Below are 26,008 nucleotides of genomic sequence, written 5' to 3' on the forward strand. Positions count from 1 at the left end.
CGCGTCCTCAGGACGCGGGCACCGGCTCGGTGGACGCCTGCTCCGCCACCATCCGCGCCAGGCGGAACTTCTGCACCTTGCCGGTCGGGGTGGTGGGCAGGTCCGTGGCCTCGAGGAACACCACGCGCCGCGGCACCTTGAACCGCGCGAGCTGCTCCTTGCACAGCGCGACGAGGTCGTCGGCGGTCACCGCCACGCCCGCCTTCGGCACGACGCACGCGACGCCGATCTCGCCCCACCGCTCGTCGGCGACGCCGACCGCGAACGCCTGGCTGACGCCCGGGTGGCGCGAGAGGACCTCCTCGACCTCCTTGGGCATGACGAGCTCGCCGCCGGACTTGTAGAGCTCCTTGCTACGCCCGGTGAGCACGACGTAGCGGTCCTCGGTGAGGTAGCCGAGATCGCCCGAGCGCACCCAGCCCTCGTCGTCCAGGGCCCGCGCGGTCTCCTCGGGCTTGCCGTAGAAGCCGAGCATGTTCGTCGGACCGCGGGCCGCGAGCTCGCCCTCCTCACCCGCGGGCAGCGGCTCGCCGGTCAGGACGTCGATCGTGCGGTACTCGGTGAGGTCGCGGGTCTCCGGCAGGCCGGCCGATCCCGCGAGCTTGACCCGTCCCACGGTCCCCGAGAGCCGCTCGAACGGGTCCTCGGGCAGCGAGAGCGTCATCGCCCCGCCCTGCTCGGTCATGCCGTAGCCGGTGACGATCTCGTCGACGCCGAGGGTGTCGCGGACCTTCTCCCAGAGCCACACCGGCGCCGGCGCCGCGCCGGAGAGGATCGCGCGCAGGCTGGACAGGTCGCGGGTCGCCAGGTCGGGGTGCTCGAGGATCGCGACGGTCATCGTCGGCACGCAGAGGATGTCGGTGGCGCGATGGCGCTCGATGCCCTCGAGATAGCGCATGGGGTCGAACGCGGTCTGCGGGATGATCGCGCCGCCGACCATCATGGCCGCCATCAGGCCCTCGACGTAGCCGAACATGTGGTAGCACGGCAGCGAGAACAAGATGCGGCGCCCGTCCTCGAACGCCCTGGTCAGCGCCGACGCGTAGCCGGTGCGCTGGCTCGCGTCGTGGGTGATCAGCACGCCCTTGGGCGAGCCCGTGGTGCCCGACGTGTAGAGGATGTCGGCGACGTCGTCGGGGGCCGCTCCCCGCTCCGCGCTGCCACCCGGGTGCTGGCGGCCCAGCGCCTCGAGCTCCTCGACCGACCCGACGCCCTCGCGGGAACGCTGGTCGGTGGACAGCGTCACGACCCCGCGCAGGTTCGGCAGCGCGGTCTGCTCGCCCGAGTCCCAGCCGGGCGCGATCTCGTCGAGCATCCCGAGGTGGTCGAGCCCGGCGAACCCGGTCATGGTGATCAGCAGGTTCGCCTCGGACTGCTCGAGGACGTAGCGCAGCTCGTCGGTGCGGTACAGGTAGTTGAACGGGATCGCGATCGCGCCCGCTCGCGAGATCGCGAACTTCAGCGGCACGAACTCGACGTAGTTCGCCATGACCAGCCCGACGCGGTCGCCCGGGCGCACGCCCAGCGCGACGAGGCCGTCGGCGAGGCGCTCGGTCCACGCGGCGACGTCGGCGTAGGTCACCGTGCGCTCGTCGGTGATCACCATCGGGCGGTCGCCGAACTCCTCGGCGCACCGCGCGAGCCGCTCGTGCAGCGTCATCGGGTTCCACTCCGGGAACCGCCGCCGCAGCGCGTCGCGCCGCTCGTCGAGGCTCGCACCCATCTCCGCCATCACTCCTCGGACCGCGTCCCCCGTTTTTTAGTCGCGAGAAGAATATGCGGGAGGCGTGACCCGGACCACCGCCAGATCCGTGGCCGGACCGTCACGGCGCGTACACGACGAAACGGTCAGCGGGCGCGGAACCGGGCGAGGCGCTCGCTCACCGCGGGGTCGGCGAGGTGCTCCAGCACCACCTCGGTCTCGCGCGCCAGACCGTCGGAGAGCGGGCCGCGCAAGCCCTCGTGGACCAGGCGTTTCGTCCGTGCCGCCGCGCCCGGGTCGGCGCGCAGCAGACGCTCGACGACCTCGTCGACCAGCGCGTCGAACCCCTCGGCGGGCGCGCTGCGCCAGGCCAGCCCGAGCGCGACGGCGTCGGCGCCCGAGAGCCGCTCGCCGAGCAGGATGTGGGTCAGCGCGCGCTGGGACCCGAGCAGTCGCGGCAGCCGCTGCGAGCCACCGCCGGCGGGGACCTGGCCGAGGCGCGCGTGGTTGTCGGCGAGCACGGCGTCGTCGCGCACCACGGCGACGTCGGCGGCCTGGACGAACTCGAAGCCGCCCGCGGTCGCCGCCCCCTCGACGGCCGCGACGACCGGGACGGGCAGCGTCGCCACCACCGAGCAGGCGCGGTGGAAGGCGTCGAAGAGCGTGCGCAGCGCGTCGCCGCCCTCGGCACGCAACCGCGTCACCTCGTCCACGTCGCCGCCCGCACAGAAGTGCCCGCCCGCGCCGCGCACGACGATCACCCGCGTGCGCGCGGCGAGGTCGACGAGCGCGTCGTGCAGCCCGTCCGCCAGCGACACGGTGATCGCGTTGCGGGCCCGGGGACGGTTCAGCACGACGTGCCCGACGTCGCCGACGATCTCGGTGAGCACGTCCTCGGACACGATGACTCCTCCGTCGCAGCGTGTTCTAATCCATATTAGAAGAACGAGGAGGTCGCATGGAGTCGCACGAGAAGAGCGCCCGGCTGCTCTACGACGCGCTGGCCACGGGCGACCGCGCCGTCCTCGACACGATCCTCGACCCGGCCTTCACCGGCGAGGCCACGGAGGGCCTGCCGTTCGGTCTCGGCGGCTCCCACGACGGCGCCGAGGCGATGATCCGCGATTTCTGGTGGGCGGTCGGGCGGCACTACCGCGTCCGCGCCGAGCCCGCGGAGTTCCTCGCGCTCGCCGACGGCGGGCTCCTCGTCCTCGGGCGCTACGCCGGCACCGCGCGCGAGGGGGGCCGTGAGCTCGACGCCGCGTTCGCGCACGTCCTGACCTTCACCGACGACGGCCGCATCGCCTCGCTGCGCCAGTACACCGACAGCGCGCGCTGGGCCGGGGCCACCCGGTCCGTGCCCGCCGGGCGGCGGGAGCTGCGCGTCGTCCGCTACGACGTCACCGACGGCGTCGCGACCGTCGAGCTCGACCGTCCCGAGGCCGGCAACGCGATCGACCCGACCATGGTCGAGGACCTCGACGAGGCCACGTTCCGCGCCGCGCACGACCCGTCGGTGCGCGCGGTCCTGATCCTCGGCACGGGCCGGAACCTCTCGGTCGGCGGCGACCTCGCGTACTTCACCCGCCACGCCGACGACATCCCGGCGCGGCTGCGGGGGATCATCGACCGCTACCACGTCACGCTCGACCGCCTGGCCACGCTCGAGGCGCCGGTGGTCTGCGCCGTGCACGGCGCGCTCGCCGGCGGCGGGCTCGGGCTCGCGCACGTCAGCGACATCGTGATCGCCGCCGACGACAGCAAGTGGGCCGTGGGCTACGGCGCGATCGGGCTGGCCTCGGACGGGGCGAACACCTGGTACCTGCCGCGCCTGGTCGGGATGCGGCGCGCCCAGGAGATGTTCCTGCTCAACCGGATGCTGACCGGCCCCGAGGCGCTCGCGGCCGGCCTCGTCACCGAGGTCGTGCCGGCCGCCGACCTGGCCGCGCGGGCCCGGGAGCTCGCGACGACCCTCGCCGCCGGACCGACGCAGGCGTTCGGGCACATGAAGCGGCTGCTGCTCGCGAGCCAGGACGCGACGCTCTCCGACCAGCTCGCCGAGGAGACCCGGCGCATGACCGCGTCCGGCGCGACCGACGACGCCCGCGAGGGGATTACGGCGTTCGTGGAGCGCCGGCGTCCGGACTTCCGTGGTCGCTGACAGTGAGGAACCGATGACCACCACCGACGTCGACCCGGAGGCGGCGCGCCTCCGCGCGCTGGTCCTCCCCGACCGCGTCCACGGATCGGTCTACACCGACGCCGAGATCTACGCCCGCGAGCTCGAGCGCATCTGGTACTCGACGTGGGTCTACGTCGGGCACGCGAGCGAGGTGCCCGAGCCCAACGACTACGTGCGCAAGACGATCGGCCCGCAGCAGGTCGTCATGACGCGCGACAAGACCGGCGCGATCCACGTCCTGCACAACCGCTGCTCGCACCGCGGCAACCTGGTCTGCGACGCCGACCGCGGCAACGCCGGGTCGTTCCGCTGCCCGTACCACGGGTGGACCTTCGCCAACACGGGCGACCTGCTCGGCTTCCCGTTCAACCAGGGCTACGGCGGGTCCGCGGCCCGCGCCCAGCTCCCCGGCCTCGGCGCCGCACCGCGCGTGGAGTCCTATCGCGGCTTCGTCTTCGCGAGCCTCGCGGCCGACGGGCCGACGCTGATCGAGCACCTCGGCGCGGCCGCCGAGCGCCTCGACCGGCTGTGCCGCCTCTCCCCCGAGGGCGAGGTCGAGCTGACCGCCGGCTGGGTCAAGCACGAGGTCACCGCGAACTGGAAGATGCTCGTCGAGAACGAGACCGACGGGTATCACCCGCAGTTCGTCCACTCCTCGATCTTCTCGATCTCCGGCAGCGGCATCGGCGCGCTCTACAGCGACAAGTCGACGGCGGTGACGCGCGCGCTCGGCGGCGGGCACACCGAGAACGACCTGAGCCCCGAGTTCCGCCGCCTCGGCGTCCCGATGGGCTGGGCGGGCACGCCGGAGTCGAAGATCCCCGACTACGTCGCCGCGATGCGGGCGTCGTACGGCTCCGACACCGCCGACGAGATCATGATCAACGGCTCGCCCCACGTCATGATCTTCCCGAACCTCTTCGTCGCCGAGATCCAGCTCTTCCAGATCCAGCCCCTCGCGGTCGACCGCACCGTCCAGCACGTCACCGCGATCCAGTTCAAGGGCGCGCCCGACCTCAACCGCCGCCTCGTCACCCAGTGCGTCGGCTCCGTGGGGCCCGCCGGGATGCTGCTGGCCGACGACGCCGAGATGTACGAGCGGAACCAGCGCGGCGTCGCGCAGCGGCAGCCGGAGTGGCTCGACCTCACGCGCGGCCTGCACCGCGAGCGCCTCGACGACGACGGCCACACGATCGGCACCGCCACCGACGAGACGTCGATGCGGGCGATGTGGCGGCACTACCTGGAGCTCATGGAGACGGAGCGCAGCGGAGCTCGACCATCGGAGGAGCCATGACCGCCGCACTGGACATCGACGTGCGCGAGGCCGAGCAGTTCCTCTACCGCGAGGCGCGCCTCGCCGACGCGTTCGCGCTCGAGGAGTGGGAGGCGCTCTGGACCGACGACGCCGTCTACCACGTGCCCGTCGACCCGGACGCCGATCCGCGCACCCACATGTCGATCGTCTTCGACAACCGCGGCCGCATCGCGACGCGGATCAAGCAGCTGCAGACCGGGCGCCGGCACTCGCAGCGCCCGCCGTCGCGGCTGTGCCGGTCGGTGACGAACGTGGAGCTCCTGGGCGCCGACGGCGGGGACACGCTCGTCGGCTCGGTCGTCCAGATCCTCGAGTCGCGCGACCGCGGGACGACGTGGTGGGTCGGGCGTGTGACGCACCGCCTGCGCCGCGTGGAGGGCGAGCTGCGGATGGCCGCGAAGACGGTGGTCCTCGTCGACTCCGACCGGTCCCTGCCGACGATGTCATTCCTGGTCTGATGGACTCAGCCTGATGGAGGACGTCGTCGCCAACGAGTTCGCCACGGTCGCCGTGTCGGTGGACGACCGCGGCAACAGCACCCGCCTGCGGCTCGAGGACCTGCGCACCGGGACCGTGCGCTACCTCGACGCGCTCGAGCTGGAGTCGATCGTGTGGGCGCCGGAGGCGTGGATGCGCGCGCTGCTCGACCCGTCGCAGCACCGCTGGCGCGACGCCGATCGGGGCCCCGCCCAGGAGTCGCTCGACCCCTAGGATCACGCCGTGCCCCGGGAGCGGAAGTCCGCCCGCACCCGCGAGCGCATCCTCGCCGCGGCCGCGCAGGTCCTGTCCCGCAAGGGCTGGGCGGGCACGCGTCTGGTCGACATCGCCGAGGTCGCCGCGGTGCAGGCGCCGGCGGTCTACTACTACTGGCCCTCGCGCGAGGACCTGCTCGCCGAGGTCGTCACCACGGGGCAGCAGGCCACCCTCGAGCACGTCGTCGCCTCGCTCGCCGCGCTGCCCGCCGACGCCTCGGCCCTCGACCGGATCGACGGCGCGATCGCCGCCCACCTCGAGGTCGTGCTGCGCCGCTCCGAGTTCTCGCTGGCCGCGATCCGCAACGCCGCGCAGCTGCCCGACGACATCCGCGAGTGCCAGCTCGTCGGTCAGCGCGAGTACGCCGACGTGTGGCGCGGGCTGGTCGAGGACGCCGTCGCCGCCGGGGAGCTGACCGCCGACGTCGACACCCGCGCCGCCCGCATGCTCGTGCTCGGCGCGCTGAACTGGGCGCCGGAGTGGTGGAACCCCGACCGCGGATCGCTCGAGGACGTCGTCGCGACGACGCAGCACGTCGTGCGACGGGGCCTCACTCCCCACTGAAGCGGGGCGCCCGCCGCTCGATCACCGCGTCCAGGCCCTCGCGCGCGTCGGCGGTGCCCGAGAGCTCCGAGACCGTGCGGGCCTCCTCGGGCAGCTGCGCCTCGACGCGTGCGCCGAGCCCGGACCACAGCAGCCGCTTGGTGGCGGCGAGCGCCTGCGGGGCGCCGGCGGCGAGCTTCTCGACGAGCTCCTCGGTGCGCGCGGCGAGCTCGTCGTCGGGCACGACGGCGGTGAGGATGCCGGCGTCGAGCGCCTCGGCGGCGGACAGCACCGGGTTGGTCAGCGCGATCTCCATCGCCTTGCGCAGCCCCACGAGCGCCGGGAGCGTCACGGTCGCGCCGGCGTCCGGCGCCATGCCGACGCGGGTCGCGCCGCCGAGGAACTGCGCGGACTCGGCGGCGACGACGAGGTCCGCCGCGCACACGAGCCCGAACCCGCCGCCGCCCGCCGCGAACCCGTGCACCGACGCGACCACCGGCGCCGGCAGCGCGAGCAGCGCCTGCACGACCATCTGCAGCCGCGAGGTGGCCTCGCGCAGGTAGTCCGGGAGGCCGGTGCCCTTGCTCGCGAACGTCTTCACGTCGCCGCCCGCGCAGAAGTGCTTGCCCTCGCCGGTGATCACGAGCACGCGCAGCCCCGGGCGCGCGTGGCACGCCATGACCGCGTCGTGGAACGCGCGCAGCAGCTCGACGTCGAGGCCGTTGGAGGCCTCCGGCCGGTTCAGCCGCAGGCGCGCGACGCCCCGGTCGTCGACGTCGAGCAGCACCGGTCCCGACCCCACGACCTGCTCGCCCACCGGTAACCTCCTCGCTGGTTTCTAATGCGGATTAACCGTACACGGGAGGGCCCATGGATCTCGGTCTCGCCGACGCCCGCGTGATCGTGACCGGCGGCGCGTCCAACATCGGTCGCGGCATCGTGCACGGCTTCGCCCGGGAGGGCGCCCGCATCCTGCTCGCCGACCGCGACGGCGAGCAGGCCGCGCGGGTGTGCGAGGAGGGGCTCGCGCTGGGGGCGGCGGCGCTCGAGGTGCTCGAGATCGACCTGACCACGGACGGCGCGGGCGGGCGGGTCGTCGCCGCGGCGCTCGATCGCTTCGACGGCGTCGACGCGCTGGTGAACAACGCCGGCTGGAGCGTGCCGGGCTTCCTCACCGAGCAGACCGACCGGGCACTGTGGCAGCGCACGATCGAGACCAACCTCTACACGGCGATCGACTGCACGCAGGCCGCGCTCGCCCCGATGGCCGCGGCCGGCGCGGGGTCGATCGTGTTCATCTCCAGCGACGCCGCGTTCGGCGCGATCCGCCAGGGCGTCTACGGCACGACGAAGGCCGGGCTGATCGCGCTGGCGCGCACGACCGCGCGGGAGCAGGGGCGCCACGGCGTCCGGTCGAACGTCGTGTGCCCCGGGCTCGTGCTCCCCGAGGAGGGCGGCGTCGGCGCGACGAGCCTGTGGGCGGGCGGGCAGGACGCGGTGTTCGACGAGGCGCAGGTCGCGTCCGTCGTGAAGCAGCAGCCGCTGCGCCGGCTGACCACCGCCGCCGACATCGCCGACGCCGTCGTCTGGCTCTCCTCGCCCCGCGCGGCGCGCCAGGTGACCGGCCAGGTCCTCGCCGTCGGCGGCGGCTCGTCGATGCCGTAGGCACGTGCGCGATATGGGTCGCCAGGGCGACCCATATCGCGCACCTGCGGAGCCTCGTAGACACGGGCGCCCGCAGTTTTTATTCTGGATGAGAAACCGAGCCCGGGAGCCCCGCGTGAAGCAGTCCTCGATCGTCCCCGAGACCGACGAGCGCGCGGCGCTGCGCGAGGCCGTCACGGGTCTCGTGGGCCGCTACGGCCACGACTACTTCGTCGCCCGCGCCCGGGCGCACGAGGAGCCGACCGCGCTGTGGAAGGACCTCGGCGCCAACGGCTTCCTGGGCGTGCACCTCCCCGAGGCCTACGGCGGGGGCGGCGGCACGCTCGGCGACTTCTCGGTGGTGGTCGAGGCGGCGTCGGCGGCGGGCTGCCCGCTGCTCATGACCGTCATCTCGCCGGCGATCTGCGGCACGATCCTCGCCCGCCACGCGTCGGACGAGATGAACCGGCGCTGGCTCACCGGCATCGCCGACGGCTCGACGAAGATGGCGTTCGCGATCACCGAGCCGGACGCCGGGTCGAACTCGCACGAGATCACGACGACCGCGCACGCCGACGGCGCGGGCTGGCGACTGTCCGGCACCAAGTACTGGACCAGCGGGGTCGACGAGGCCGACGCGATCCTGGTCGTGGCGCGCAGCGGGTCCGCCGAGGCGAGCGGCCCCCGCCGTCCCTTGAGTCTGTTCGTCGTCCCCACCGACTCCCCCGGCCTCACGTGGCAGCCGATCGAGGCGGCGCTCGTGCAGCCCGAGCAGCAGTTCACGGTGTGGTTCGACGACGTCCCGCTCGGTCCCGAGGCGCTCATCGGCGACGACGGCAACGGGCTGCGCCAGGTCTTCTCCGGCCTCAACCCCGAGCGCATCACCGCCGCCTCGATCAGCAACGGCATCTCGCTGTACGCCCTCGACAAGGCGGCGACGTACGCGAACCAGCGCGCGGTGTGGAAGGGCGTGCCGATCGGTGCGCACCAAGGTGTCGCGCACCCGCTCGCCGAGGCCTACATCGGCGTCGCGCAGGCGCGGCTCATGGCGGCGCGCGCGGCCGAGCTCTTCGACGCGGGTGCCGACGCGACTCGCACCGCCGAGGCGTCGAACATCGCCAAGTTCGCCGCCGCCGACGCGTCGCTGCGCGCGCTCGACCAGGCCATGCAGACCCACGGCGGCAACGGCCTCGCGCTCGAGTACGGGCTCGCCGACCTGTGGTTCCTCGCGCGCATGCTCAAGACCGCGCCGGTGAGCCGGGAGATGGTGCTGAACTTCGTCGCGCAGCACAGCCTCGGGCTGCCGTCGTCGTACTGATGCGCGCCCTACGCTGAGCCGATGACCGAGACCGTGCGGGACACGAAGTCCGCGCGGACCCGCCGTCGTGTCGTCGACGCGGCCGCGCACGTCCTGCTGCGCCGCGGCTACGCCGGCACGCGGCTCTCCGACGTCGCCGAGGTCGCGCAGGTGCAGGCGCCGGCGATCTACTACTACTTCTCCTCGCGCGACGAGCTGATCGACGAGGCCGTCGCCGTCGGGCTCGACCGGGCGCAGTCGCTGGTCACCGAGGCCCTCGCGCAGGCGCCCGCCGGCCTCCCCGCGATCGACCGGCTCGCGATCGCGGTCGCCGCGCACCTGCGCACCCTGCTCACGCACTCCGACCACGCCGCCGCGGCCGTGCGCACCGTGCCGCAGCTGCCCGAGGCGATGCGCGAGCGCCACCGCCAGGCGCAGCGCGACTACCTCGCCGTGTGGCGCGGGCTCGTCGCCGAGGTCCGCGACGACGGCGACCTCGACCCCGCGCTCGACCCGGGCACCGCGCTGATGGTCGTGCTGGGCGCGCTCAACTGGACCGCCGAGTGGTGGGACCCGGCGCGCGGCTCGCTGGAGGGCGTCATCGACGCGGCGCAGCGACTCGTGCGCGACGGGCTGGCCGCGTCGTGACGGCTACGGCTTGCGCCGCAGCAGCCCGAGCGCGGCCAGGTCGGTGCGGGTGAGCTCGAAGCCGGTGACGTCGAGGTTCTCGCGCAGCCGCTCGGGGTTCGACGACTTCGGGAACACGATGAGCCCGTGCTGCAGGTGCCAGCGCAGCACGACCTGCGCGGGCGTGCGGCCGTGGCGCGCGGCGATCCGGCGCACGATCGGGTCGCGCGCGAGCTTGCCCTCGCGCAGCGGCGCCCACGACTCCGTCGCGATCCCGCGGCGCCGGTGGTAGCGCCGCATCGGGGACTGCGGGGTCCGCGGGTTCAACCGGATCTGGTGCACCGAGGGCACGACGCCGTGGGCCGCGACGAGGCGCTCGATGCCGTCGCGGGTGAAGTTCGACAGGCCGATCGAGCGCGCCCGCCCGTCGACGCGCAGCGACTCGAGGGCCTGCCAGGTGTCGACGTCGTCGCCGTCGCCCGGGCGGTGCACGAGGAAGAGGTCGACGTAGTCGGTGCCGAGACGGGCGAGGCTGTCGTCGAGCGCGGCCGGCGCGGCGTCGCCGTGGAACGGGTCGTCGAGCTTCGTCGTGATCCACACGTCCTCGCGGGGGACGCCGGACGCGCGCAGGCCCTCCCCGACGCCGGCCTCGTTGCCGTAGCCCTGCGCGGTGTCGATGTGGCGGTAGCCCATCTCCAGCGCGGCGCGCACCAGCGCGGCGGTGTCGTCCGGGGGCACCTGGTAGACGCCGAGCCCGACCTGCGGGATCGCGGTGCCGTCGTTGAGCAGGAGGTCCGGGATGTCGGTCATCGGGTGCGTTCCTACTACCCGGGCGGCCCTTGCCCTGCGCCGGGAGGGCGAGGACAACCGACGGACATGGACACGGAGAGCGCGCGCTGGGTCGGATCGATGCCCGAGGTGTACGAGCGGTGCCTCGTCGCCCCGTTCTTCCGGCCGTTCGCCGGCGAGCTCGCGCGGCGCACGGCCCACGGGGATCCCCGCCGCGTCCTGGAGCTCGCGGCCGGCACCGGTGCGGTGACCCGCGAGCTCGTCGCCGCGTGCCCGGACGCCGCGATCACGGCGACCGACCTCAACCCGGCGATGGTCGAGCTCTCGACGGCGCGCGTGCCCGGGCCGACGTGGCAGGTCGCCGACGCGATGCGGCTGCCGTTCGACGACGCGGCGTTCGACGCCGTGGTGTGCGGCTTCGGCGTCATGTTCCTGCCGGACAAGCCCGCCGCCTACGCCGAGGCCGCCCGTGTCCTCGCCCCCGGCGGCCGCTTCCTCTTCACGACGTGGGACACGCTCGCGTCGCACGGCTTCGCGCACCCGCTCGGCCTCGCGCTCGAGCAGGTGTTCGACGGCGACGTGCCGGCGTTCCTCGAGGCGGTGCCGCACGGCTACCACGACACCGAGGTGGTCACCGCCGACGTGCGCGCCGCGGGGCTCGACGTCGTCGGCGTCGCGACCCTGACCCTCGAGGGCCGCGCCGACGACGCCCGCCAGATCGCCGTCGGACTGTGCACCGGGTCGCCGCTGCGCGCCGCGCTCGAGCGCCGCGGCGACCTCGAGGGGACCGTCGACCGCGTGGCGGTCGCGATGACCCGGATGCTCGGCGACGGCCCGATCACCGCGTCGATGTCGGCGCACCTCGTCGAGGCGGAGCGTCCCGCGGGCTAGGACCAGGCCACCGGCAGCGCGTGCACCCCGTACACGATCATGTCGGTGCGCAGCGGGACCTCGTCCGGCGGCACGGTGAGCCGCAGCCCGGGCAGGCGCGTGAGCAGCTCGGTGAACCCGACGCGCATCTCGACGCGGGCGAGCTGCTGGCCGAGGCACTGGTGCACCCCGTGCCCGAACGCCAGGTGCGGGCTGCGCTCGCGCGCGACGTCCAGCCGCCCGGGCTCGGGCCAGTGCGCGGGGGTTGGCCTCGGACAGCGCGAGCAGCACGGTGTCGCCCGCCGCGATGCGCGTGCCGCCGACGACGACGTCCTCCGTCGCGACGCGCGAGAGCCCGAGGTGCAGGATCGAGAGGTAGCGCAGCAGCTCCTCGACGGCCGTGTCGACCCGTGTCGGGTCGTCCCGGAGCGCGGCGAGCTGGTCGGGGTGCTCGAGCAGCGCGAACGTCCCGAGCGCGAGCATGTTTCGCCGTCGTCTCGTGGCCCGCGGTCAGCAGCACCTGGGCGACGTCGACCAGCTCGGCGTCGGTCAGCGCCGCCTCGGTGTCGTGCACGAGAGCGGAGAGCAGGTCGTCGGACGGGTCCGCGCGCTTCGCGGCGACGAGGTCCGTCATGAACGCGCGCATCCCGGCCTGCGCCGCGAGACGGTCGTCGTCGCTCGCGGTGAGGTTCAGCGTCGTCGCCGCGCGTTCCTGGAACTCGGCGCGGTCGGCGTGGTCGACGCCGAGCAGGTCGCAGATGACGAGCGAGGGCAGCGGCAGCGCGAAGTCGGTGCAGAGGTCGGCGGACGACCCCGCCGCCCGCATCGCGTCGATCAGCTCGACGGCGTACCGCGTCACCTGGTCGGAGAGCGCGCGCATGCGGCGCACCGTGAACTGCCCGACGAGCAGCTTGCGCAGCCGGGTGTGCTCCGGCGGGTCCATCATGATGAAGATGCCGTGGCCCGGACCCTCGCCCACCGGCGTGCTGACGTAGGGCACCGGCTGCGTGCCGACCTCGTCCGGGGCGAGCGAGAGCGCGTCGCGGTGGCGCAGGCGGTCGGAGCTGAACCGGGTGTCGCCGAAGATGGTCCGCGCTTCCTCGTAGCCCGTGACGACCCACGTCCGCGCGCCGTTCGTCAGCGTCACCGGCGCGATCGGGCCCTCGTCGTGCACCGCCCGCAGACCGGCCGGAGGGTCGAACGGGCAGCCGCCGCGACCGACCATCCCGGCGGGGATCGGCCGGCGCAGCGAGGGGCGTGGTGGGGCCTGCCGGGTCGTTGCCATACGACAACCGTAAATCATCTGATTGAGATCGTCAGGCGCTCTCGAGGAGATCAACAGGCCGGGAAAGGCCGTCGATCATGCTTTTCGCCCTGCTGATCCCCGAAACCGCGCCGACGCGCCGGAACTGGGTCTCGCCCCGAGCGCCCTCACCAGGAATCATGATGCGACGACACCCGATGCGGGGAGGGAGGGGATCGTGCACGCCGACCTGCTGGCCCAGCGCGTGGTGCAGCTCATCGAGGGCGCCGTCTTCCCCCACCTCGACCCCGGCTCGGTGATCGGCGTGATCGCCCTCCTGCTCGCGGGCGCCGGGTTCGTCACGGTCCGGGACTACGCGCTCGGCGGCGGCGACCGCCTACCACTGCTCGTCGCCGAGCCGTTCCCCCGCGTCGAGGCGTCGATCGGGATCGTGCCGGCGGTCGTGGCGTCGAGCTCACCGGACGAGGTCCTGACCTCCCGGCTCGCCCGCTACGCGCAGCACCCCGCGGTGGACGGCCTGGTCGTGGTCGGTGCCGGCGCGGGCCCCGTGCCGATGCCGCGCACGGTCGGCGGCGTGCCCCTGCGGGCCGCGATCGCCACCCTCCGGACGGTCGGCCCCACTCCCTGACGTCACTCGTCCGGAGTACTGCCAACCGGCGATCGTTACCTGGCGCAACGTCTTCCGGGTGACAGATCTCTTGTCTCCCGCCGCGCCTCCTCTCATGATGACGGAGAGTCATCATCGTCGGCAGGAGGCAACGTCGTGCAGAAGGCCGCCATCTTCCTGGGGTTCGTGCCCTGGATCGTCTTCTCGGTCGTCGCGGGGCCGAGCACGTGGATGTGGGCGGCGCTGGCCGCCCTCGTGTGCTCGCTCGTGCTGGCGGTCCCGGACTGGCGGAACTACCGGTCGATCAGCATCCTCGACGCGGCCGCGCTCCTGTTCTTCGCGGTGCTCGTGGTGCTCTCGCTCGTGCTCGACCGCGCGGCGCTGCAGCCCATCGAGGACCGCGCCCAGCTGATCTCCAGCGTCGTCATCGCCGTGGTCGCGCTCGGCTCGCTGGCCGTCGGCCGCCCGTTCACCGAGTTCTACGCGAAGAAGCAGGCGCCGAAGGAGGTCTGGAGCTCGCCGACCTTCAAGAAGGTCAACCGCGTGCTCACCGGCCTCTGGGGCGGCGTCTTCGTGCTCAACGCGCTGTGCGACGTGGCGGTCGGCTACTTCGGGGCGAGCGCGGACCTCTTCAACTGGGTGATCCCGATCGTCGCCATCGTGGTCGCTGTCAAGATCACCGGCTGGTACCCCGAGCACGTCCGGAGCCAGCTGAAGGAGCACCGCGCCCACGGTGCCCACGAGGCTCACGAGGCGCCCCGCAACCCGGCCCAGCCGGCCTGAGGGAGCACACCGTGACCACCACCGCGCCCAGCGCACCCCCGCCCGTCGACGCCGCGAACGACCCGCACCTGTCCGGGGTGTTCGAGCCGGTGATCGACGAGATCGACGCCGGCGACCTCGAGGTCACCGGCGAGCTGCCGCCCGAGATGGACGGCATGTACCTCCGCAACGGCCCGAACCCGCGCTTCACCCCGCTCGGCTCGTACATCTATCCCCTCGAGGGCGACGGGATGGTGCACGGGCTGTGGGTGTCGGGCGGGAAGGCCCGGTACTCCAACCGCTTCGTCCACACGCCGATGCTCGACGCGGAGATCACCGCGGGCCGCGCGCTGTGGGGCGGGATCATGAGCGGCTACTCGCCGGGCGCCGACGTCGTGGGGCCGTCGCTCGCCGGGACGATGCGCGACCTGCCCGACATCAACGTCGTGCGCCACGGCGGGAAGCTGCTCGCGCTCGCGGAGTCGTCGCCGCCCTACGCGTTGACCCCGGAGCTCGCGACGGTCGGGAAGGAGACCTTCGGCGGGTCGCTGCCCGCGGGCCTGTGCGCCCACCCGAAGGTCGATCCGCGCACCGGCGAGATGGTCGTGTTCTGCTACGGCCTCGAGGCGCCGTACCTGACGTGGGCGGTGCTCGGCCCCGACGGCGGGACGCGGCGCGCGCCGACGGCGGTGACCGGTGTCGACCAGCCGGTGATGATCCACGACATGGCGCTCACCGAGCGCTTCGTGGTGCTCGTGCTCGGGCCGATGTACTTCGACATGGCCGCGGCGATGCGCGGCGGCTCGCTGCTCGCGTGGCGCCCCGAGGACGGCACGCGGATCGCGCTGATCCCGCGCGACGGCAGCCCGGTGCGGTGGGCGCACACCGAGGCGTTCTGGAGCTGGCACAGCGCCAACGCCTACGACGCGGACGACGGCGGCGTCGTCCTCGACTTCGTCGAGTGGTCCCGGCCGGGCGGGCTGTCCCGCGGCGGCCCGATCGTCGGCGGCATCGCGCGGGCAGAGATCGACCCGGTGGGCGGGACGATCACCCGCCGGTTCCTCACCGACCCGCACGGCATGGAGTTCCCGCGCGTCGACGACCGGCGCATCGGGCACGAGCACGGCGTCGTCGCGCTCGGCACCAAGACCGGGCGCGCCGAGCTCGCGAACGGCGAGTTCGACGCGGTGCTCTGGCTCGACCCCGCGACGGGGCGCACCGAGACGTGGGAGGCCGGCGACCTCTCGGTCGGCGAGCCGTGCTTCGTGCCGCGCCCGGGTGACACCGACTCGTCGCACGGCTGGTGGGTCACGTTCGCGACCGACCGCACCGACCGGTCGAGCTGGTTCGTCGTGTTCGCCGCCGCCGACCCGGCGGCCGGGCCGGTCGCGCGGGTGCGCATCCCGGTGCGCGTCCCGCTGGGCCTGCACGGCGCGTGGCTGCCGACGGAGGAGTAGCCCCGGACAGCAGAACGCCCCGGTCGCATGGTGCGACCGGGGCGTTCTGCTGTCAGGTGGAGATCAGTTCAGGTCGTAGCGGTCGAGCTGCATGACCTTGTCGAACGCCTTCGCGAAGTCGCGGACGAACTTCTCGGCGCCGTCGGACGAGGCGTAGACCTCGGCGATCGCGCGCAGCTCGGAGTTCGAGCCGAACACGAGGTCGTTGCGGGTGCCGGTCCAGCGGACCTCGCCGTCGGTGCCGCGGGCCTCGTAGAGGCCCTCCTCCTCGGCCACGCCCGCCCACTGCGTGTTCCCGTCGAGCAGGTTGACGAAGAAGTCGTTCGTCAGCTGCCCGACGCGGTCGGTGAGCACACCGTGGGTCGAGCCCGCGGTGTTGGCGCCGAGCACGCGCAGACCGCCGACGAGCACGGTCATCTCCGGCGCCGACAGGTTGAGCAGGTTCGCGCGGTCGACCAGCAGGTACTCGGCGGGCAGCGGGAGCCCCTTGCCGAGGTAGTTGCGGAAGCCGTCGGCCTTCGGCTCGAGGTGGGTGAACGAGTCGACGTCCGTCCACTCGAGCGAGGCGTCCGTGCGGCCCGGGGTGAACGGCACGGTGACGTCGTGGCCCGCGTCCTTGGCCGCCTTCTCCACCGCGGCGACGCCGCCGAGGACGATGAGGTCGGCCAGCGACACCTTGGTGCCCGAGGCGTTGAACGACGACTGCACGCCCTCGAGCGCGGACAGCGTCCGGCGCAGCTCCTGGGGGTCGTTGACCTCCCAGTCGATCTGCGGGTCGAGACGCACGCGGGCACCGTTGGCGCCGCCGCGCTTGTCGCCGATGCGGAACGTCGACGCCGACGCCCAGGCCGCCTTGACCAGCGCGGAGATGCCGACGCCGGCGCCGAGGATCTGCTGCTTCAGGTCGGCGATCTCCGACGAGCTGACGAGCGGGCCCTCGTGCGCGGGCACCGGGTCCTGCCAGATCAGCGTCTCCTGCGGCACCCAGGGGCCGAGGTAGCGCTGGATCGGGCCCATGTCGCGGTGGGTGAGCTTGTACCAGGCGCGGGCGAACGCGTCGGCGAACTCGTCCGGGTTCTGGTGGAACCGCCGCGAGATCTGCTCGTAGACCGGGTCGACGCGCAGGGAGAGGTCGGTGACCAGCATCGTGGGCTGGCGGGTGAGCTCACCGGTCTCCGGGTCGGGGACGGTGTTGGCGCCGCCGTTGTTCACCGGGCGGTACTGCCACGCGCCCGCCGGCGACTTGTGGAGCTCCCACTCGTAGCCGAAGAGGTTGTCGAAGTAGCCGTTGCTCCACTGCGCCGGCGTGGAGGTCCAGGTGACCTCGAGGCCGGAGGTGATGGTGTCGCGGCCCTTGCCCTTGCCGAACTTCTGGTGCCAGCCGAGGCCCTGCTCCTCGATGGAGGCGCCCTCGGGCTCCGGGCCGACGTACTGGTCGGGGTCGGCCGCACCGTGCGTCTTGCCGAAGGTGTGGCCACCGGCGATGAGGGCGACGGTCTCCTCGTCGTTCATCGCCATCCGGCCGAACGTCTCGCGGATGTCGCGGGCCGCGGCCAGCGGGTCCGGGTTGCCGTCCGGGCCCTCGGGGTTGACGTAGATCAGGCCCATCTGCGACGCGCCGAGCGGCTGCTCGAGCTTGCGGTCACCCGTGTAGCGCTGGTCGCCGCCGAGCCAGTAGTTCTCGGGGCCCCAGTAGGTCTCGTTGTCGGGCTCCCACACGTCGGGGCGCCCGCCCGCGAAGCCGTAGGTCTCGAACCCCATCGTCTCGAGGGCCCGGTTGCCCGCGAGGATCAGGAGGTCGGCCCAGGAGATCTTGTTGCCCCACTTCTGCTTGACGGGCCAGAGCAGGCGGCGGGCCTTGTCGAGGTTGCCGTTGTCCGGCCAGCTGTTCAGCGGGGCGAAGCGCTGCAGGCCCATGCCGGCGCCACCGCGGCCGTCGGCCAGGCGGTAGGTGCCGGCCGAGTGCCAGGCGAGGCGGATCATGAAGCCGCCGTAGTGACCGAAGTCGGCGGGCCACCAGTCCTGCGAGGTGGTCAGGACGTGGTCGACGTCAGCGGCGAGCGCGTCGAGGTCGACGGTCTTGAACGCCGCGGCGTAGTCGAAGTCGTCGTCCATCGGGTTGGAGACGGCGGTGTGCGTGCGCAGGACGCGCAGGTTGAGCTGGTTCGGCCACCAGTCGATGTTGCCGCCACCCTCGGTCGGGTGCGCGAGACGGCCCCCGTTGACCGGGCACCCACCGGCGTCCTGGGTGTTCATCTCGGTCTCGCGGGTCACGTGTTCTGACACGAGGAGGTCCTCCGGGTCACTGAGCTGTCGTTGCGGTGGAGCCGGGCTCCCAGACCTGTCGATCCCCGGCGAGGGGCCGGGTCCGGACCGGCGGTGACACGGCTCGCAGTGTCGCCCCTTTTCTGGAACAGATCAAGAATCCGGGGTGAGCGAGCAACATCTGCGCGTCGTCGATCAGCGCCGATGAGCACCGGGTATGACGGAGCGCACGCGGTCCGCGGCACACCTCACACGATCGGCGCAGCAGCGAGCGGGATCGACCACGGCCGGCGACGGCCCTCGTTCGTACGTGCAGGCGGTACCGCCGGTACCGCTTGATTAGGCTCGGGGGATGACGTCGACGACGGCCGGTGGTCGCGGGACCGTCCACCGCGACTTCCGGCCGGCGACGAAGGCGATGGTCGGCGCGCAGGTCGTCGTGTCCAACGTGGTCGGGGCCGCCATCGTGCTGGGCCTCGCCGGCTACGTCCTGCCGACCCAGTCGCTGGTGGCCGCCCCGGAGGGCGCGCTCGCCCGCAACCTGTGGACCTTCGGCCTCTACCTCGCCGCCGCGGTGCTCGTGGGCCTGGTCTGGGGCTACCGGTGGGTGCGCGTCCCGCCGCTGCCCGCCGAGTCGGACGACGAGGGCGCGTGGGCGCGCCACCGCCACCTCGCCCGGCGGGCCGTGCTCGGCGCGCCGATGCGGATCACCGTCGTGCAGGCCGTGCCGTGGGTGCTCGCCGTCCTGCTCTTCGCGACGATCAACGCGCGCTTCTCGCTCACCGTCGCGCTCACCGTCGGGTGCGTGGTCGCGCTCGGCGGCATCGCGACGGTCGCCGTCGGCTACCGCCTCTCCGAGCTGACGCTGCGCGGCGAGGTCGCGCGCGTGCTCGCCGAGGACCCGCCGAACCGGCTCGGCGTGATCCCCGGCGTCGCGGCCCGCTCGCTCGGCGCCTGGCTGCTGGGGACCGGGGTGCCGGTGCTCGGGATCGCGCTCGCCGCCGCGGCGTCGCTGCTGTTCCGCGACTACTACACGGTCACCCGCCTCGGCGTGGTCGTGCTCGTGCTCGCCGTCGTGGCGCTCGCCGTCGGCTTCCTGCTCACGGCGCTGACCTCGACGGCGATGACGACGCCCGTGATCGCGGTCCGCAACGCCCTCAAGCGCGTGCAGGACGGCGACCTCGACGCGCGCGTGGAGGTCTCGGACGCCACCGAGCTCGGCATGCTGCAGGCCGGGTTCAACGAGATGGCCGCCGGACTGCGCGAGCGCGACCACGTCCGCGAGGTCTTCGGACGCCACGTCGGGCGGGAGGTCGCCCAGGCCGCGCTCGCCGACGAGATCGAGCTGGGCGGCGAGGTGCGCGAGGTCGCCGTCGTCTTCGTCGACATCATCGGCTCCACCGAGATGGCGTTCGACCGCCCGCCGCAGGAGGTCGTCGCGGTGCTCAACGCGTTCTTCGGCGAGGTCGTCGACGTGATCGAGAGCCACCGCGGCTGGATCGACAAGTTCGAGGGCGACGCCGCGCTCGCCGTGTTCGGGGCGCCGGACGACCACGCCGACCCCGCCGCCGCCGCCCTCGCGGCCGCCCGCGCGCTCGGCGAACGACTCGCGGGCCGAGACCCGGGCGCCGGCATCGGGGTGTCCGCCGGCCCCGCCGTCGCCGGCAACATCGGCGACGCGCGGCGCTACGAGTACACGGTGATCGGCGACCCGGTGAACGAGGCCGCGCGCCTCTGCGACGTCGCCAAGGGCCTGCCCGGCCGCATCGCGGCGTCGGACGCCGCGATCTCCCGCGCCGGCGAGTCCGAAGCCGCGCGCTGGTGCGAAGTCGACGTCGTCCGCCTGCGCGGCCGCAGCCGCGTGACGCACGTCCACGCGCCGAGCTGAGGTCCTGAGTACGAGCGATGCGGCATCGCTGGCGTGTGACGCCAGGATCGCCACATGCTCGCCTTCGCGACACGCCGAAGCGGGCGTCGTCCGGGGTGTTGCAGCCTGGCGGCCACCCGCGGCACGCAGCGCAGCGGAGCTGCCGCGCCGGAGGCGAGATACAGACGTTGAACGTCAGAAACTCCCCCACGATCACTCGCACTTGATGCTCAGTGTGCATTCGTGCACGGCGTGCATCGAGTCCGTACGGTCGAGGCGTGGACCCGAGCAGCGACACCACCACCAGCTCCCCGACCGCCCTGCGCGGCGCGATGCCCGCCGACCTCCTCGAGCGCGACGCGCGCTGCCCCTTCGACCCGGCGCCGGGGCTCGTGGCGCGCCGCGACGGCGATCCGGTGCAGCCGCTGCCGCTGGCGAACGGCGCGCGGGCGTGGCTCGTGACGGGCTTCGACGAGGCGCGCGCGGTGCTCGCCGACCCGCGGTTCTCCAACGACCGCATCCGCCACCCCGACGCGACGCAGATGACCGCGGAGCAGGCGGCGTCCGGCGCCCCGGCCGTCGACATCCCCGAGCGCCAGGACGGCATGTTCATCTTCATGGACCCGCCGGAGCACACGCGCCTGCGCAGCCTGCTCACCGGCCAGTTCACGGTGCGCCGGATGCGCGCGCTCGAGTCGCGGCTGCGCGAGATCGCCGTCGAGCACATCGAGGCGATGCGGGCCGCCGGGACGTCCGCCGACCTCGTGCCGTCGTACGCGCTGCCGCTGCCGTCGCTGATGATCTGCGAACTGCTCGGCGTCGACTACGCGGACCGCGAGACGTTCCAGCGCAACACCGGGGTGGCGCTGAGCTCGAGCTCGTCGGACGAGGAGAAGGCGCGCGCCGGCGGCGAGCTCTACGCGTTCATCGCGGGTCTCGTCGCCGCGAAGCGCGCCGAGCGCACCGACGACCTGCTCTCCGGGCTCGTGCACGACGCCGACCCGCCGCTGACCGACGCCCAGCTGATCGACATGTCGCTGGTGCTGCTCGGTGCGGGTCACGAGACGACCGCGAACAACCTCGCGCTCGGGATGTTCGCGCTGCTCGAGCGCCCCGAGCAGCTCGCCGCCCTGCGCGCCGACCCGTCGCTCATCGACGGCACGGTCGAGGAGCTCCTGCGCTACTGCTCGATCATCCAGCTCGGCGTCAGCCGCGTCGCGACCGAGGACGTGGAGCTCGGCGGCGTGACGGTGGCGGCCGGCGAGACCGTCGTCGTCGGGACCCCGGAGACCAACCGCGACCCGCGGCACTGGGCCGACCCCGACCACCTCGACGTCCACCGCGAGCGCGCGCCGCACCTGGCGTTCGGGCACGGCATCCACCAGTGCCTCGGTCAGCAGCTCGCGCGCGCCGAGATGCGCGTCGGCATCTCCGAGCTCGTGGCCCGCATGCCCGACCTGCGCCTCGCGGTGCCGGCCGAGGAGGTGCCGCTGCGCAACGACATGCTGATCTTCGGGGTGCGCGCGCTGCCGGTCGCCTGGGGATGATGATGTCCGTCGTGGAGACCGGTCGTCGGGAGCGCAAGAAGCTCGCGACCCGCGCCGCGCTGCGCCAGGCCGCCCTGCGTCTGGCGCTGCGCGACGGCGTCGAGAACGTCACGGCGGAGCGCATCGCCGACGAGGCCGACATCGCCCGGCGCACCTTCTTCAACTACTTCTCCGGCAAGGAGGAGGCGCTGCTCGCGACGGCCGCGGTCGGCGCCGAGGCCGTCGTGGCGCGCTTCCGGGCGCGCCCGCCGGAGGAGTCGGTGCTGCACGCGCTGCGCGAGGCGGTGCTCGAGGTGATGGACCGCGACGACGTCGCCGGCCACGAGCACGTCGCGGTGCTGCGGTTGGCGCGCGCGGCGCCGTCGCTGCTCCCCCAGCAGCTGTCGGTGCTCGCGGCGCAGGAGAAGGCGCTGGCGGCGGCGATCGGTTCGCGCCTGGCCGAGCCGGACGACGCCTATGCGCGGTTGTGCGCGACGGTCGCGTTCGCCACCCTGCGCCTCACGCTCGACCGCTGGCTGGAGCGCTCGACCGGCGACGACCCGCCGCCGCTCGAGGTCCTGCGCGCGGAAGTCGCGACGGCCTTCGCCACCCTCGCCGCGGGTCTCGATCGCCCGTGATCGTGGGGGCTTTCCTGACGTTCAACGCCAGCGTGGCCGCCAGGCTGCAACAACACGCCAGCCTCGGCGTGTCGCGCGAGCGAGGATGTGGCGAGCCTGGCGTCAGACGCCAGCGAAGCCGCATCGCTCGCACGTCGGGTGCGTCAGACCCCGGGTCAGCGCAGGGGGTGGCGCGGCACGGAGCGGAGGTTCGAGCGGGCGAGGTCGACCATCTTCCCGACGCCGCCGGCGAGCACCGTGCGCATGCCCGCGAGCGCGAAGCCGCGGACCTGTTCGGCGGTGATGTGCGGCGGGATCGAGAGCGCGTTGGGGTCGGTGCGCACGTCGACGAGCGCGGGTCCGCGGTGGTCGAGCGCCTCGCGCAGCGCCCCGCGCAGCTCGCGCGGATCGTCGACGGTGACCGCGTGCAGCCCGGCCGCCCGGGCGATCGCGCCGAGGTCGGCGGGGCCGTGGTCGGTCTGGAACGACGGGAAGCCGGCGACCATCATCTCGAGCCGGATCATGCCCAGCGAGCCGTTGTTGAACGCGACGACGGTGAGGTCGAGGTCCTGCTCCACGGCCGTCAGCAGCTCGCCGAGCAGCATCGTCAGCCCGCCGTCGCCGGACATCGACACGACCTGCCGGCCCGGCTGCGAGACCGCCGCCCCGATCGCGTGCGGCAGCGCGTTCGCCATCGTCCCGTGCCGGAACGAGCCGAGGATGCGCCGGCGCCCCGTCGGCGAGATGTAGCGCGCGGCCCACACGTTGCACATCCCGGTGTCGACGGTGACGACGGCGTCGTCGTCGAGCTCGTCGTCGAGCACCGACGCGACGTACTCGGGGTGCACGGGCCGGTGGTCCTCGACGCGCTGCGTGTACGCGTCGACGACGTGCTCGAGCGCGTCGGCGTGGTGGCGCAGCATCGTGTCGAGGAAGGTGCGGTCGGTCTTCTCCTCGACGAGCGGGAGCAGCGCGCGCAGGGTCGCGCCGACGTCGCCCTCGACGCCGAGGTCGAGCACGGTGCGCCGACCGAGGTGCCGGGCGTCGCGGTCGACCTGCACGGTGCGCGCCTGCGGCAGGAACCCGTCGTAGGGGAAGTCGGTGCCGAGCAGCACGAGCAGCTCGGCCTCGTGGGTCGCCTCGAAGCAGGCGCCGTAGCCGAGCAGCCCGCTCATCCCGACGTCGTACGGGTTGTCGTACTGGATCCACTCCTTGCCGCCCAGCGAGTGCCCCACCGGCGACCCCACCCGCTCGGCCAGCGCCAGCACCTCGTCGCGCGCCTCGCGCACGCCGGCGCCGACGAACAGCGTCACCGTCCGCGCGCGGTTGATCCGCTCCGCGAGGGCCTCGATGCGGTCGGGCGCGGGCTGCACGACCGACGAGGGGGCGACGAGGTCACCCTGGCCGGTGGGGTGCGCGGCGGGCAGGGCGGTGATGTCGCCGGGCAGCACGAGCACCGAGACGCCGCGGTCGGCGAGCGCGGTCTGCATCGCGATCCGCTGCAGGCGCGGCATCTGCTCCGGCCGCGAGATCAGCTCGCACCAGGAGGAGCACTCCCCGAAGAGCCGCTCGGGGTGGGTCTCCTGGAAGTAGGTGGTGCCGATCTGCAGCGACGGGATGTGCGACGCGATCGCGAGCACCGGCGCGCCGGAGCGGTGCGCGTCGTACAGGCCCTGGATCAGGTGCGTGTTGCCGGGCCCGCAGCTGCCCGCGCACACCGCGAGCGTGCCGGTCAGCTGGGCCTCGGCGGCCGCGGCGAGCGCGCCGGCCTCCTCGTTGTGGACGTGGACCCAGTCGATCCCGCCCTGCGCCGCGCCACCGGAGCGGCGGACGGCGTCGACGATCGGGTTCAGGCTGTCCCCGACCAGACCGTAGATCCGGCGGACGCCGGCCTGGATCAGGACCTCGATGAGCTGGTCGGCGACGGTGCGAGCCATGGCGTGATCTTCTCGCTTGCGCCCGCCGAACGCACCTGAGTCATGGAGCACCCGAACGTGCCCGGGAGCGGCAGTGCACCCTGGGTACGTGGTGGCGGTGGAACGGACGCGGACGACAGGACTCGCGGCCCTCGTCGTGCTGGGCGTCGCGACGCTGTTCCTGCTCGCCGCCGCGCTCACCGCGCTCGTCCCCGACCTGGTGCTGTTCGACGCGGAGACCTCGCAGCGCATCGTCGTGGTGTGGGGCCCGCTGCTGGTGGTCCTCGGCGTCGTCGTCTCGGTCGGTGCGTGGCTCACGCGACGGGGACGCGCGCGACGCGCGGTCGCCACCACCGTGGCCGTCGCCGCCACCGTCGCGACGCTCGTGCTCGCCGGCGCCGTCGGTGCCGTCGTCACCGCGACGCTCGGCGCCGGCGGGAGCATCGACCCCTGGCGCGCGCTGACGCTCGCCGGTCCCCCGGAGGGCTCGGCGCCCGACGCGCGCACCGTCTACACGACCACCCCCGCGGGCCAGGACCTGCACCTGGCGATCACGCGCCCCCGCGACGCCGCCGGCCCCGCGCCCGTCGTCGTGTGGGTGCACGGCGGCGGCTGGTCGGCCGGCTCGGAGCTCGACCGCGCCGCCGACATGCGCCGTCTCGCCGACGCGGGCTTCCTCGCGGTCTCGGTGGAGTACACGCTCTCCGAGCCCGGCCGCCCGACGTGGGACGTCGCCGGCCCGCAGGTCGCGTGCGCGCTCGCGCGGGTGTCCGAGCACGCGGCCGAGCAGGGCGGCGACCCGCGCCGGATCGTGCTGGGCGGCGACTCCGCCGGCGGCCAGCTCGCCGTCTCCGTCGGGTACCGCGCGGCGTCCGGCACCCAGCCCTCGGCGTGCGCGTCGCCGGTCCCGGTGCCCGTCCCCCGCGCGATCGCGACGATCTATCCGGCCGTCGACCTCGACGACACCTACCGCCGCGGCATCGGGGCGCAGCGCTTCGCCGTCGCCTACACCGGCGGCACGCCCGAGCAGGTGCCCGACCGCTACCGCGCCCTGGAGGGCGTCGACGCCCTGACCCGGGAGGCGCCGCCGACGTTCGCGGTCGTGCCGGCCCGCGACCACCTCGTGCCGCCCGAGGGCGCGACCCGCTTCGTCGAGGCCGCTCGTGCCGCCGGGGTGGACGCCGAGCAGGTCGACATCCCGTTCGCCGACCACGCCTTCGACACCGGACCGGACGGCTCGCTGGGCCACCAGGCGGCGTTCTCGACGCTCGAGGCCTGGGTGACGGCGCAGGTCAGGTGAGCGCCTCCCCGATCACGCCGTGCGTCGCCGCGCGGACGGCCTCGGAGAGCCGCGCGACCATGTCCTCGCCCGTGATCGCGACCCCGTCGGCGAGCGCCACCGCGTAGTCCTCGGTGGTGATGCGCAGGGCCGCGGCGAGCGTGGCGGCCTGGACGCGCACGGCGAGCTCCTCCGGCGCCCGCCCGAGGCGGTCGGCGATGACCTCGGCGAGCACGGGCTCGGAGCGCTCGTGGACCACCAGCCAGATCGCCCGGAACGCGGGCTCGGCGCGGGACATCGCGATCACCGCGAGCGCGGCCTCGTCGTCACCCGGCGACGTCGGCGACGACGGGCGGGCGTCGGCGATCAGGTGCTCCTCGAGCGACCGGTCGCGCGGCCAGCGGCGCAGCATCGCGACGAAGGCGGCGGACGACTGCGAGAGCAGGGGCTCGACGCAGCTCTCCTTGCTGCGGAAGTAGCGCCACAGCGTGCGGACCGACAGCCCGACGCCCTCGGCGATCTGCTCCCCGCTGGTGGCCGCGAGGCCCTGGGCGCGGAAGAGCCGCACGGCCTCGCGGGAGATCTCCAGCCGCTGCAGGTCGCGCCGGCGCTCGCTCATCGGCCGGCGCCCGCGCGGGGCACGGGGCGTCTCGGCGACCGTCGTCATGACCGACCACGGTAGCGCCCGTGGCGACAACCTGTCTCGTCGCGCCTTTCTGTCAT

25 protein-coding genes are annotated in these 26,008 nt (G+C 73.6%); 17 read left to right on the forward strand and 8 right to left on the reverse strand.

Going from position 1 to position 26,008, the window contains the following annotated elements; translation table 11 throughout:
- Nucleotides 1-7: 7 nt before the first annotated feature.
- Nucleotides 8-1,732, reverse strand: a complete 1,725-nt coding sequence (locus EV188_RS06655) for a class I adenylate-forming enzyme family protein (RefSeq protein WP_243741526.1) — start codon at nt 1,730-1,732, stop codon at nt 8-10.
- Nucleotides 1,733-1,848: 116 nt separating this feature from the next.
- On the reverse strand, nt 1,849-2,604 hold the full coding sequence (locus EV188_RS06660; RefSeq protein ID WP_133825496.1) for an enoyl-CoA hydratase/isomerase family protein: 756 nt from the start codon (nt 2,602-2,604) through the stop codon (nt 1,849-1,851).
- A 56-nt stretch (nt 2,605-2,660) separates the two neighbouring features.
- Between EV188_RS06660 and EV188_RS06665 the strand changes: the two genes are divergently transcribed.
- Genes EV188_RS06665 through EV188_RS06685 form a run of 5 tightly spaced genes read left to right on the forward strand, consistent with a single transcriptional unit; the run spans nt 2,661 to nt 6,519 of the window.
- Entirely contained in the window at nt 2,661-3,863 is a 1,203-nt protein-coding gene (locus EV188_RS06665; RefSeq protein WP_133825497.1) for an enoyl-CoA hydratase-related protein, read from the forward strand.
- 13 nt (nt 3,864-3,876) lie between these two features.
- Entirely contained in the window at nt 3,877-5,181 is a 1,305-nt protein-coding gene (locus EV188_RS06670; RefSeq protein ID WP_133825498.1) for an aromatic ring-hydroxylating oxygenase subunit alpha, read from the forward strand.
- Nucleotides 5,178-5,660: an aromatic-ring-hydroxylating dioxygenase subunit beta gene (locus EV188_RS06675; RefSeq protein ID WP_133825499.1), complete on the forward strand. Its 483-nt coding sequence runs from the start codon at nt 5,178-5,180 to the stop codon at nt 5,658-5,660. Before EV188_RS06670 ends, EV188_RS06675 begins: the two co-directional genes overlap by 4 nt.
- 13 nt (nt 5,661-5,673) lie before the next feature.
- On the forward strand, nt 5,674-5,913 hold the full coding sequence (locus tag EV188_RS06680) for a hypothetical protein (protein WP_133825500.1): 240 nt from the start codon (nt 5,674-5,676) through the stop codon (nt 5,911-5,913).
- A 9-nt stretch (nt 5,914-5,922) separates the two neighbouring features.
- Nucleotides 5,923-6,519, forward strand: coding sequence for a TetR/AcrR family transcriptional regulator (locus tag EV188_RS06685; protein WP_133825501.1), 597 nt, complete (start codon nt 5,923-5,925; stop codon nt 6,517-6,519).
- On the opposite strand, the gene EV188_RS06690 is transcribed toward EV188_RS06685, so the two are convergent.
- Nucleotides 6,506-7,315 (reverse strand): enoyl-CoA hydratase/isomerase family protein, encoded by an 810-nt coding sequence (locus tag EV188_RS06690; RefSeq protein ID WP_133825502.1) that lies wholly within the window; start codon nt 7,313-7,315, stop codon nt 6,506-6,508. The two genes, EV188_RS06685 and EV188_RS06690, sit on opposite strands and share 14 nt — an antisense overlap.
- Before the next feature lie 53 nt (nt 7,316-7,368).
- Here EV188_RS06690 and EV188_RS06695 point away from each other — a divergent pair, with 53 nt between their 5' ends.
- The 3 genes from EV188_RS06695 (at nt 7,369) to EV188_RS06705 (ending at nt 10,087) form a co-directional block, all read left to right on the forward strand.
- Complete coding sequence (locus tag EV188_RS06695) at nt 7,369-8,163, forward strand: SDR family NAD(P)-dependent oxidoreductase (protein ID WP_133825503.1); 795 nt, start codon at nt 7,369-7,371, stop codon at nt 8,161-8,163.
- An 88-nt stretch (nt 8,164-8,251) separates the two neighbouring features.
- The gene (locus tag EV188_RS06700) at nt 8,252-9,460 is read left to right on the forward strand and encodes an acyl-CoA dehydrogenase family protein (RefSeq protein WP_133825504.1); all 1,209 of its coding nucleotides are present in this window, start codon (nt 8,252-8,254) and stop codon (nt 9,458-9,460) included.
- A 21-nt stretch (nt 9,461-9,481) separates the two neighbouring features.
- Nucleotides 9,482-10,087: a TetR/AcrR family transcriptional regulator gene (locus EV188_RS06705; RefSeq protein ID WP_133825505.1), complete on the forward strand. Its 606-nt coding sequence runs from the start codon at nt 9,482-9,484 to the stop codon at nt 10,085-10,087.
- A gap of 3 nt (nt 10,088-10,090) precedes the next feature.
- Here the strand turns inward: EV188_RS06705 and EV188_RS06710 are convergent, their stop codons facing one another.
- Nucleotides 10,091-10,876 (reverse strand): aldo/keto reductase, encoded by a 786-nt coding sequence (locus EV188_RS06710; protein ID WP_133825506.1) that lies wholly within the window; start codon nt 10,874-10,876, stop codon nt 10,091-10,093.
- A 66-nt stretch (nt 10,877-10,942) separates the two neighbouring features.
- Here EV188_RS06710 and EV188_RS06715 point away from each other — a divergent pair, with 66 nt between their 5' ends.
- Nucleotides 10,943-11,746, forward strand: a complete 804-nt coding sequence (locus EV188_RS06715; RefSeq protein ID WP_208114051.1) for a class I SAM-dependent methyltransferase — start codon at nt 10,943-10,945, stop codon at nt 11,744-11,746.
- Here the strand turns inward: EV188_RS06715 and EV188_RS33075 are convergent.
- Nucleotides 11,743-11,913, reverse strand: coding sequence for a hypothetical protein (locus EV188_RS33075; protein WP_341770742.1), 171 nt, complete (start codon nt 11,911-11,913; stop codon nt 11,743-11,745). The genes EV188_RS06715 and EV188_RS33075 overlap by 4 nt on opposite strands.
- A gap of 311 nt (nt 11,914-12,224) precedes the next feature.
- On the opposite strand from EV188_RS33075, the gene EV188_RS33080 reads away from it, so the two are divergent.
- The 4 genes from EV188_RS33080 (at nt 12,225) to EV188_RS06735 (ending at nt 15,815) form a co-directional block, all read left to right on the forward strand.
- Nucleotides 12,225-13,106, forward strand: coding sequence for a hypothetical protein (locus tag EV188_RS33080; RefSeq protein WP_341770743.1), 882 nt, complete (start codon nt 12,225-12,227; stop codon nt 13,104-13,106).
- A 100-nt stretch (nt 13,107-13,206) separates the two neighbouring features.
- Complete coding sequence (locus EV188_RS06725; RefSeq protein WP_133825507.1) at nt 13,207-13,617, forward strand: hypothetical protein; 411 nt, start codon at nt 13,207-13,209, stop codon at nt 13,615-13,617.
- A 135-nt stretch (nt 13,618-13,752) separates the two neighbouring features.
- On the forward strand, nt 13,753-14,379 hold the full coding sequence (locus EV188_RS06730) for a DUF3159 domain-containing protein (RefSeq protein ID WP_208114052.1): 627 nt from the start codon (nt 13,753-13,755) through the stop codon (nt 14,377-14,379).
- A gap of 11 nt (nt 14,380-14,390) precedes the next feature.
- The gene (locus EV188_RS06735; protein WP_133825508.1) at nt 14,391-15,815 is read left to right on the forward strand and encodes a carotenoid oxygenase family protein; all 1,425 of its coding nucleotides are present in this window, start codon (nt 14,391-14,393) and stop codon (nt 15,813-15,815) included.
- Nucleotides 15,816-15,878: 63 nt separating this feature from the next.
- Here the strand turns inward: EV188_RS06735 and katG are convergent, their stop codons facing one another.
- Entirely contained in the window at nt 15,879-18,071 is a 2,193-nt protein-coding gene (katG, locus tag EV188_RS06740) for a catalase/peroxidase HPI (RefSeq protein WP_133826266.1), read from the reverse strand.
- A gap of 361 nt (nt 18,072-18,432) precedes the next feature.
- Between katG and EV188_RS06745 the strand changes: the two genes are divergently transcribed.
- The 3 genes from EV188_RS06745 to EV188_RS06755 all read left to right on the forward strand — a co-directional run bounded on the left by EV188_RS06745 (nt 18,433) and on the right by EV188_RS06755 (nt 22,111).
- Entirely contained in the window at nt 18,433-19,968 is a 1,536-nt protein-coding gene (locus tag EV188_RS06745) for an adenylate/guanylate cyclase domain-containing protein (RefSeq protein WP_166659753.1), read from the forward strand.
- Between the two features lie 257 nt (nt 19,969-20,225).
- A complete protein-coding gene (locus EV188_RS06750; protein WP_243741528.1) occupies nt 20,226-21,494 on the forward strand; it encodes a cytochrome P450 in 1,269 nt (422 codons plus the stop codon).
- 11 nt (nt 21,495-21,505) lie between these two features.
- Nucleotides 21,506-22,111: a TetR/AcrR family transcriptional regulator gene (locus tag EV188_RS06755; protein ID WP_166659754.1), complete on the forward strand. Its 606-nt coding sequence runs from the start codon at nt 21,506-21,508 to the stop codon at nt 22,109-22,111.
- Nucleotides 22,112-22,266: 155 nt separating this feature from the next.
- On the opposite strand, the gene EV188_RS06760 is transcribed toward EV188_RS06755, so the two are convergent.
- Nucleotides 22,267-24,027, reverse strand: coding sequence for a pyruvate dehydrogenase (locus EV188_RS06760; RefSeq protein WP_133825510.1), 1,761 nt, complete (start codon nt 24,025-24,027; stop codon nt 22,267-22,269).
- Nucleotides 24,028-24,115: 88 nt separating this feature from the next.
- Between EV188_RS06760 and EV188_RS06765 the strand changes: the two genes are divergently transcribed.
- The gene (locus tag EV188_RS06765; RefSeq protein ID WP_166659755.1) at nt 24,116-25,306 is read left to right on the forward strand and encodes an alpha/beta hydrolase; all 1,191 of its coding nucleotides are present in this window, start codon (nt 24,116-24,118) and stop codon (nt 25,304-25,306) included.
- On the opposite strand, the gene EV188_RS06770 is transcribed toward EV188_RS06765, so the two are convergent.
- Nucleotides 25,299-25,952, reverse strand: a complete 654-nt coding sequence (locus EV188_RS06770; protein WP_133825512.1) for a TetR/AcrR family transcriptional regulator — start codon at nt 25,950-25,952, stop codon at nt 25,299-25,301. The genes EV188_RS06765 and EV188_RS06770 overlap by 8 nt on opposite strands.
- Nucleotides 25,953-26,008 lie beyond the last annotated feature (56 nt).

Source organism: Actinomycetospora succinea (genome assembly GCF_004363095.1).
Lineage (GTDB): Bacteria > Actinomycetota > Actinomycetes > Mycobacteriales > Pseudonocardiaceae > Actinomycetospora > Actinomycetospora succinea.

Excerpts from the sequence above, each read along its gene's own strand:
- EV188_RS06670 (WP_133825498.1), top strand. The coding sequence starts at position 3,877 with ATGACCACCACCGACGTCGACCCGGAGGCGGCGCGCCTCCGCGCGCTG.
- EV188_RS06705 (WP_133825505.1), top strand. The coding sequence starts at position 9,482 with ATGACCGAGACCGTGCGGGACACGAAGTCCGCGCGGACCCGCCGTCGT.
- EV188_RS06745 (WP_166659753.1), top strand. The coding sequence starts at position 18,433 with ATGACGTCGACGACGGCCGGTGGTCGCGGGACCGTCCACCGCGACTTC.
- EV188_RS06695 (WP_133825503.1), top strand. The coding sequence starts at position 7,369 with ATGGATCTCGGTCTCGCCGACGCCCGCGTGATCGTGACCGGCGGCGCG.
- EV188_RS06675 (WP_133825499.1), top strand. The coding sequence starts at position 5,178 with ATGACCGCCGCACTGGACATCGACGTGCGCGAGGCCGAGCAGTTCCTC.
- EV188_RS06770 (WP_133825512.1), bottom strand. The coding sequence starts at position 25,952 with ATGACGACGGTCGCCGAGACGCCCCGTGCCCCGCGCGGGCGCCGGCCG.
- EV188_RS06680 (WP_133825500.1), top strand. The coding sequence starts at position 5,674 with ATGGAGGACGTCGTCGCCAACGAGTTCGCCACGGTCGCCGTGTCGGTG.
- EV188_RS06710 (WP_133825506.1), bottom strand. The coding sequence starts at position 10,876 with ATGACCGACATCCCGGACCTCCTGCTCAACGACGGCACCGCGATCCCG.
- EV188_RS06760 (WP_133825510.1), bottom strand. The coding sequence starts at position 24,027 with ATGGCTCGCACCGTCGCCGACCAGCTCATCGAGGTCCTGATCCAGGCC.
- EV188_RS06700 (WP_133825504.1), top strand. The coding sequence starts at position 8,252 with ATGAGAAACCGAGCCCGGGAGCCCCGCGTGAAGCAGTCCTCGATCGTC.
- katG (WP_133826266.1), bottom strand. The coding sequence starts at position 18,071 with ATGAACACCCAGGACGCCGGTGGGTGCCCGGTCAACGGGGGCCGTCTC.
- EV188_RS06665 (WP_133825497.1), top strand. The coding sequence starts at position 2,661 with ATGGAGTCGCACGAGAAGAGCGCCCGGCTGCTCTACGACGCGCTGGCC.
- EV188_RS06655 (WP_243741526.1), bottom strand. The coding sequence starts at position 1,732 with ATGGCGGAGATGGGTGCGAGCCTCGACGAGCGGCGCGACGCGCTGCGG.
- EV188_RS06715 (WP_208114051.1), top strand. The coding sequence starts at position 10,943 with ATGGACACGGAGAGCGCGCGCTGGGTCGGATCGATGCCCGAGGTGTAC.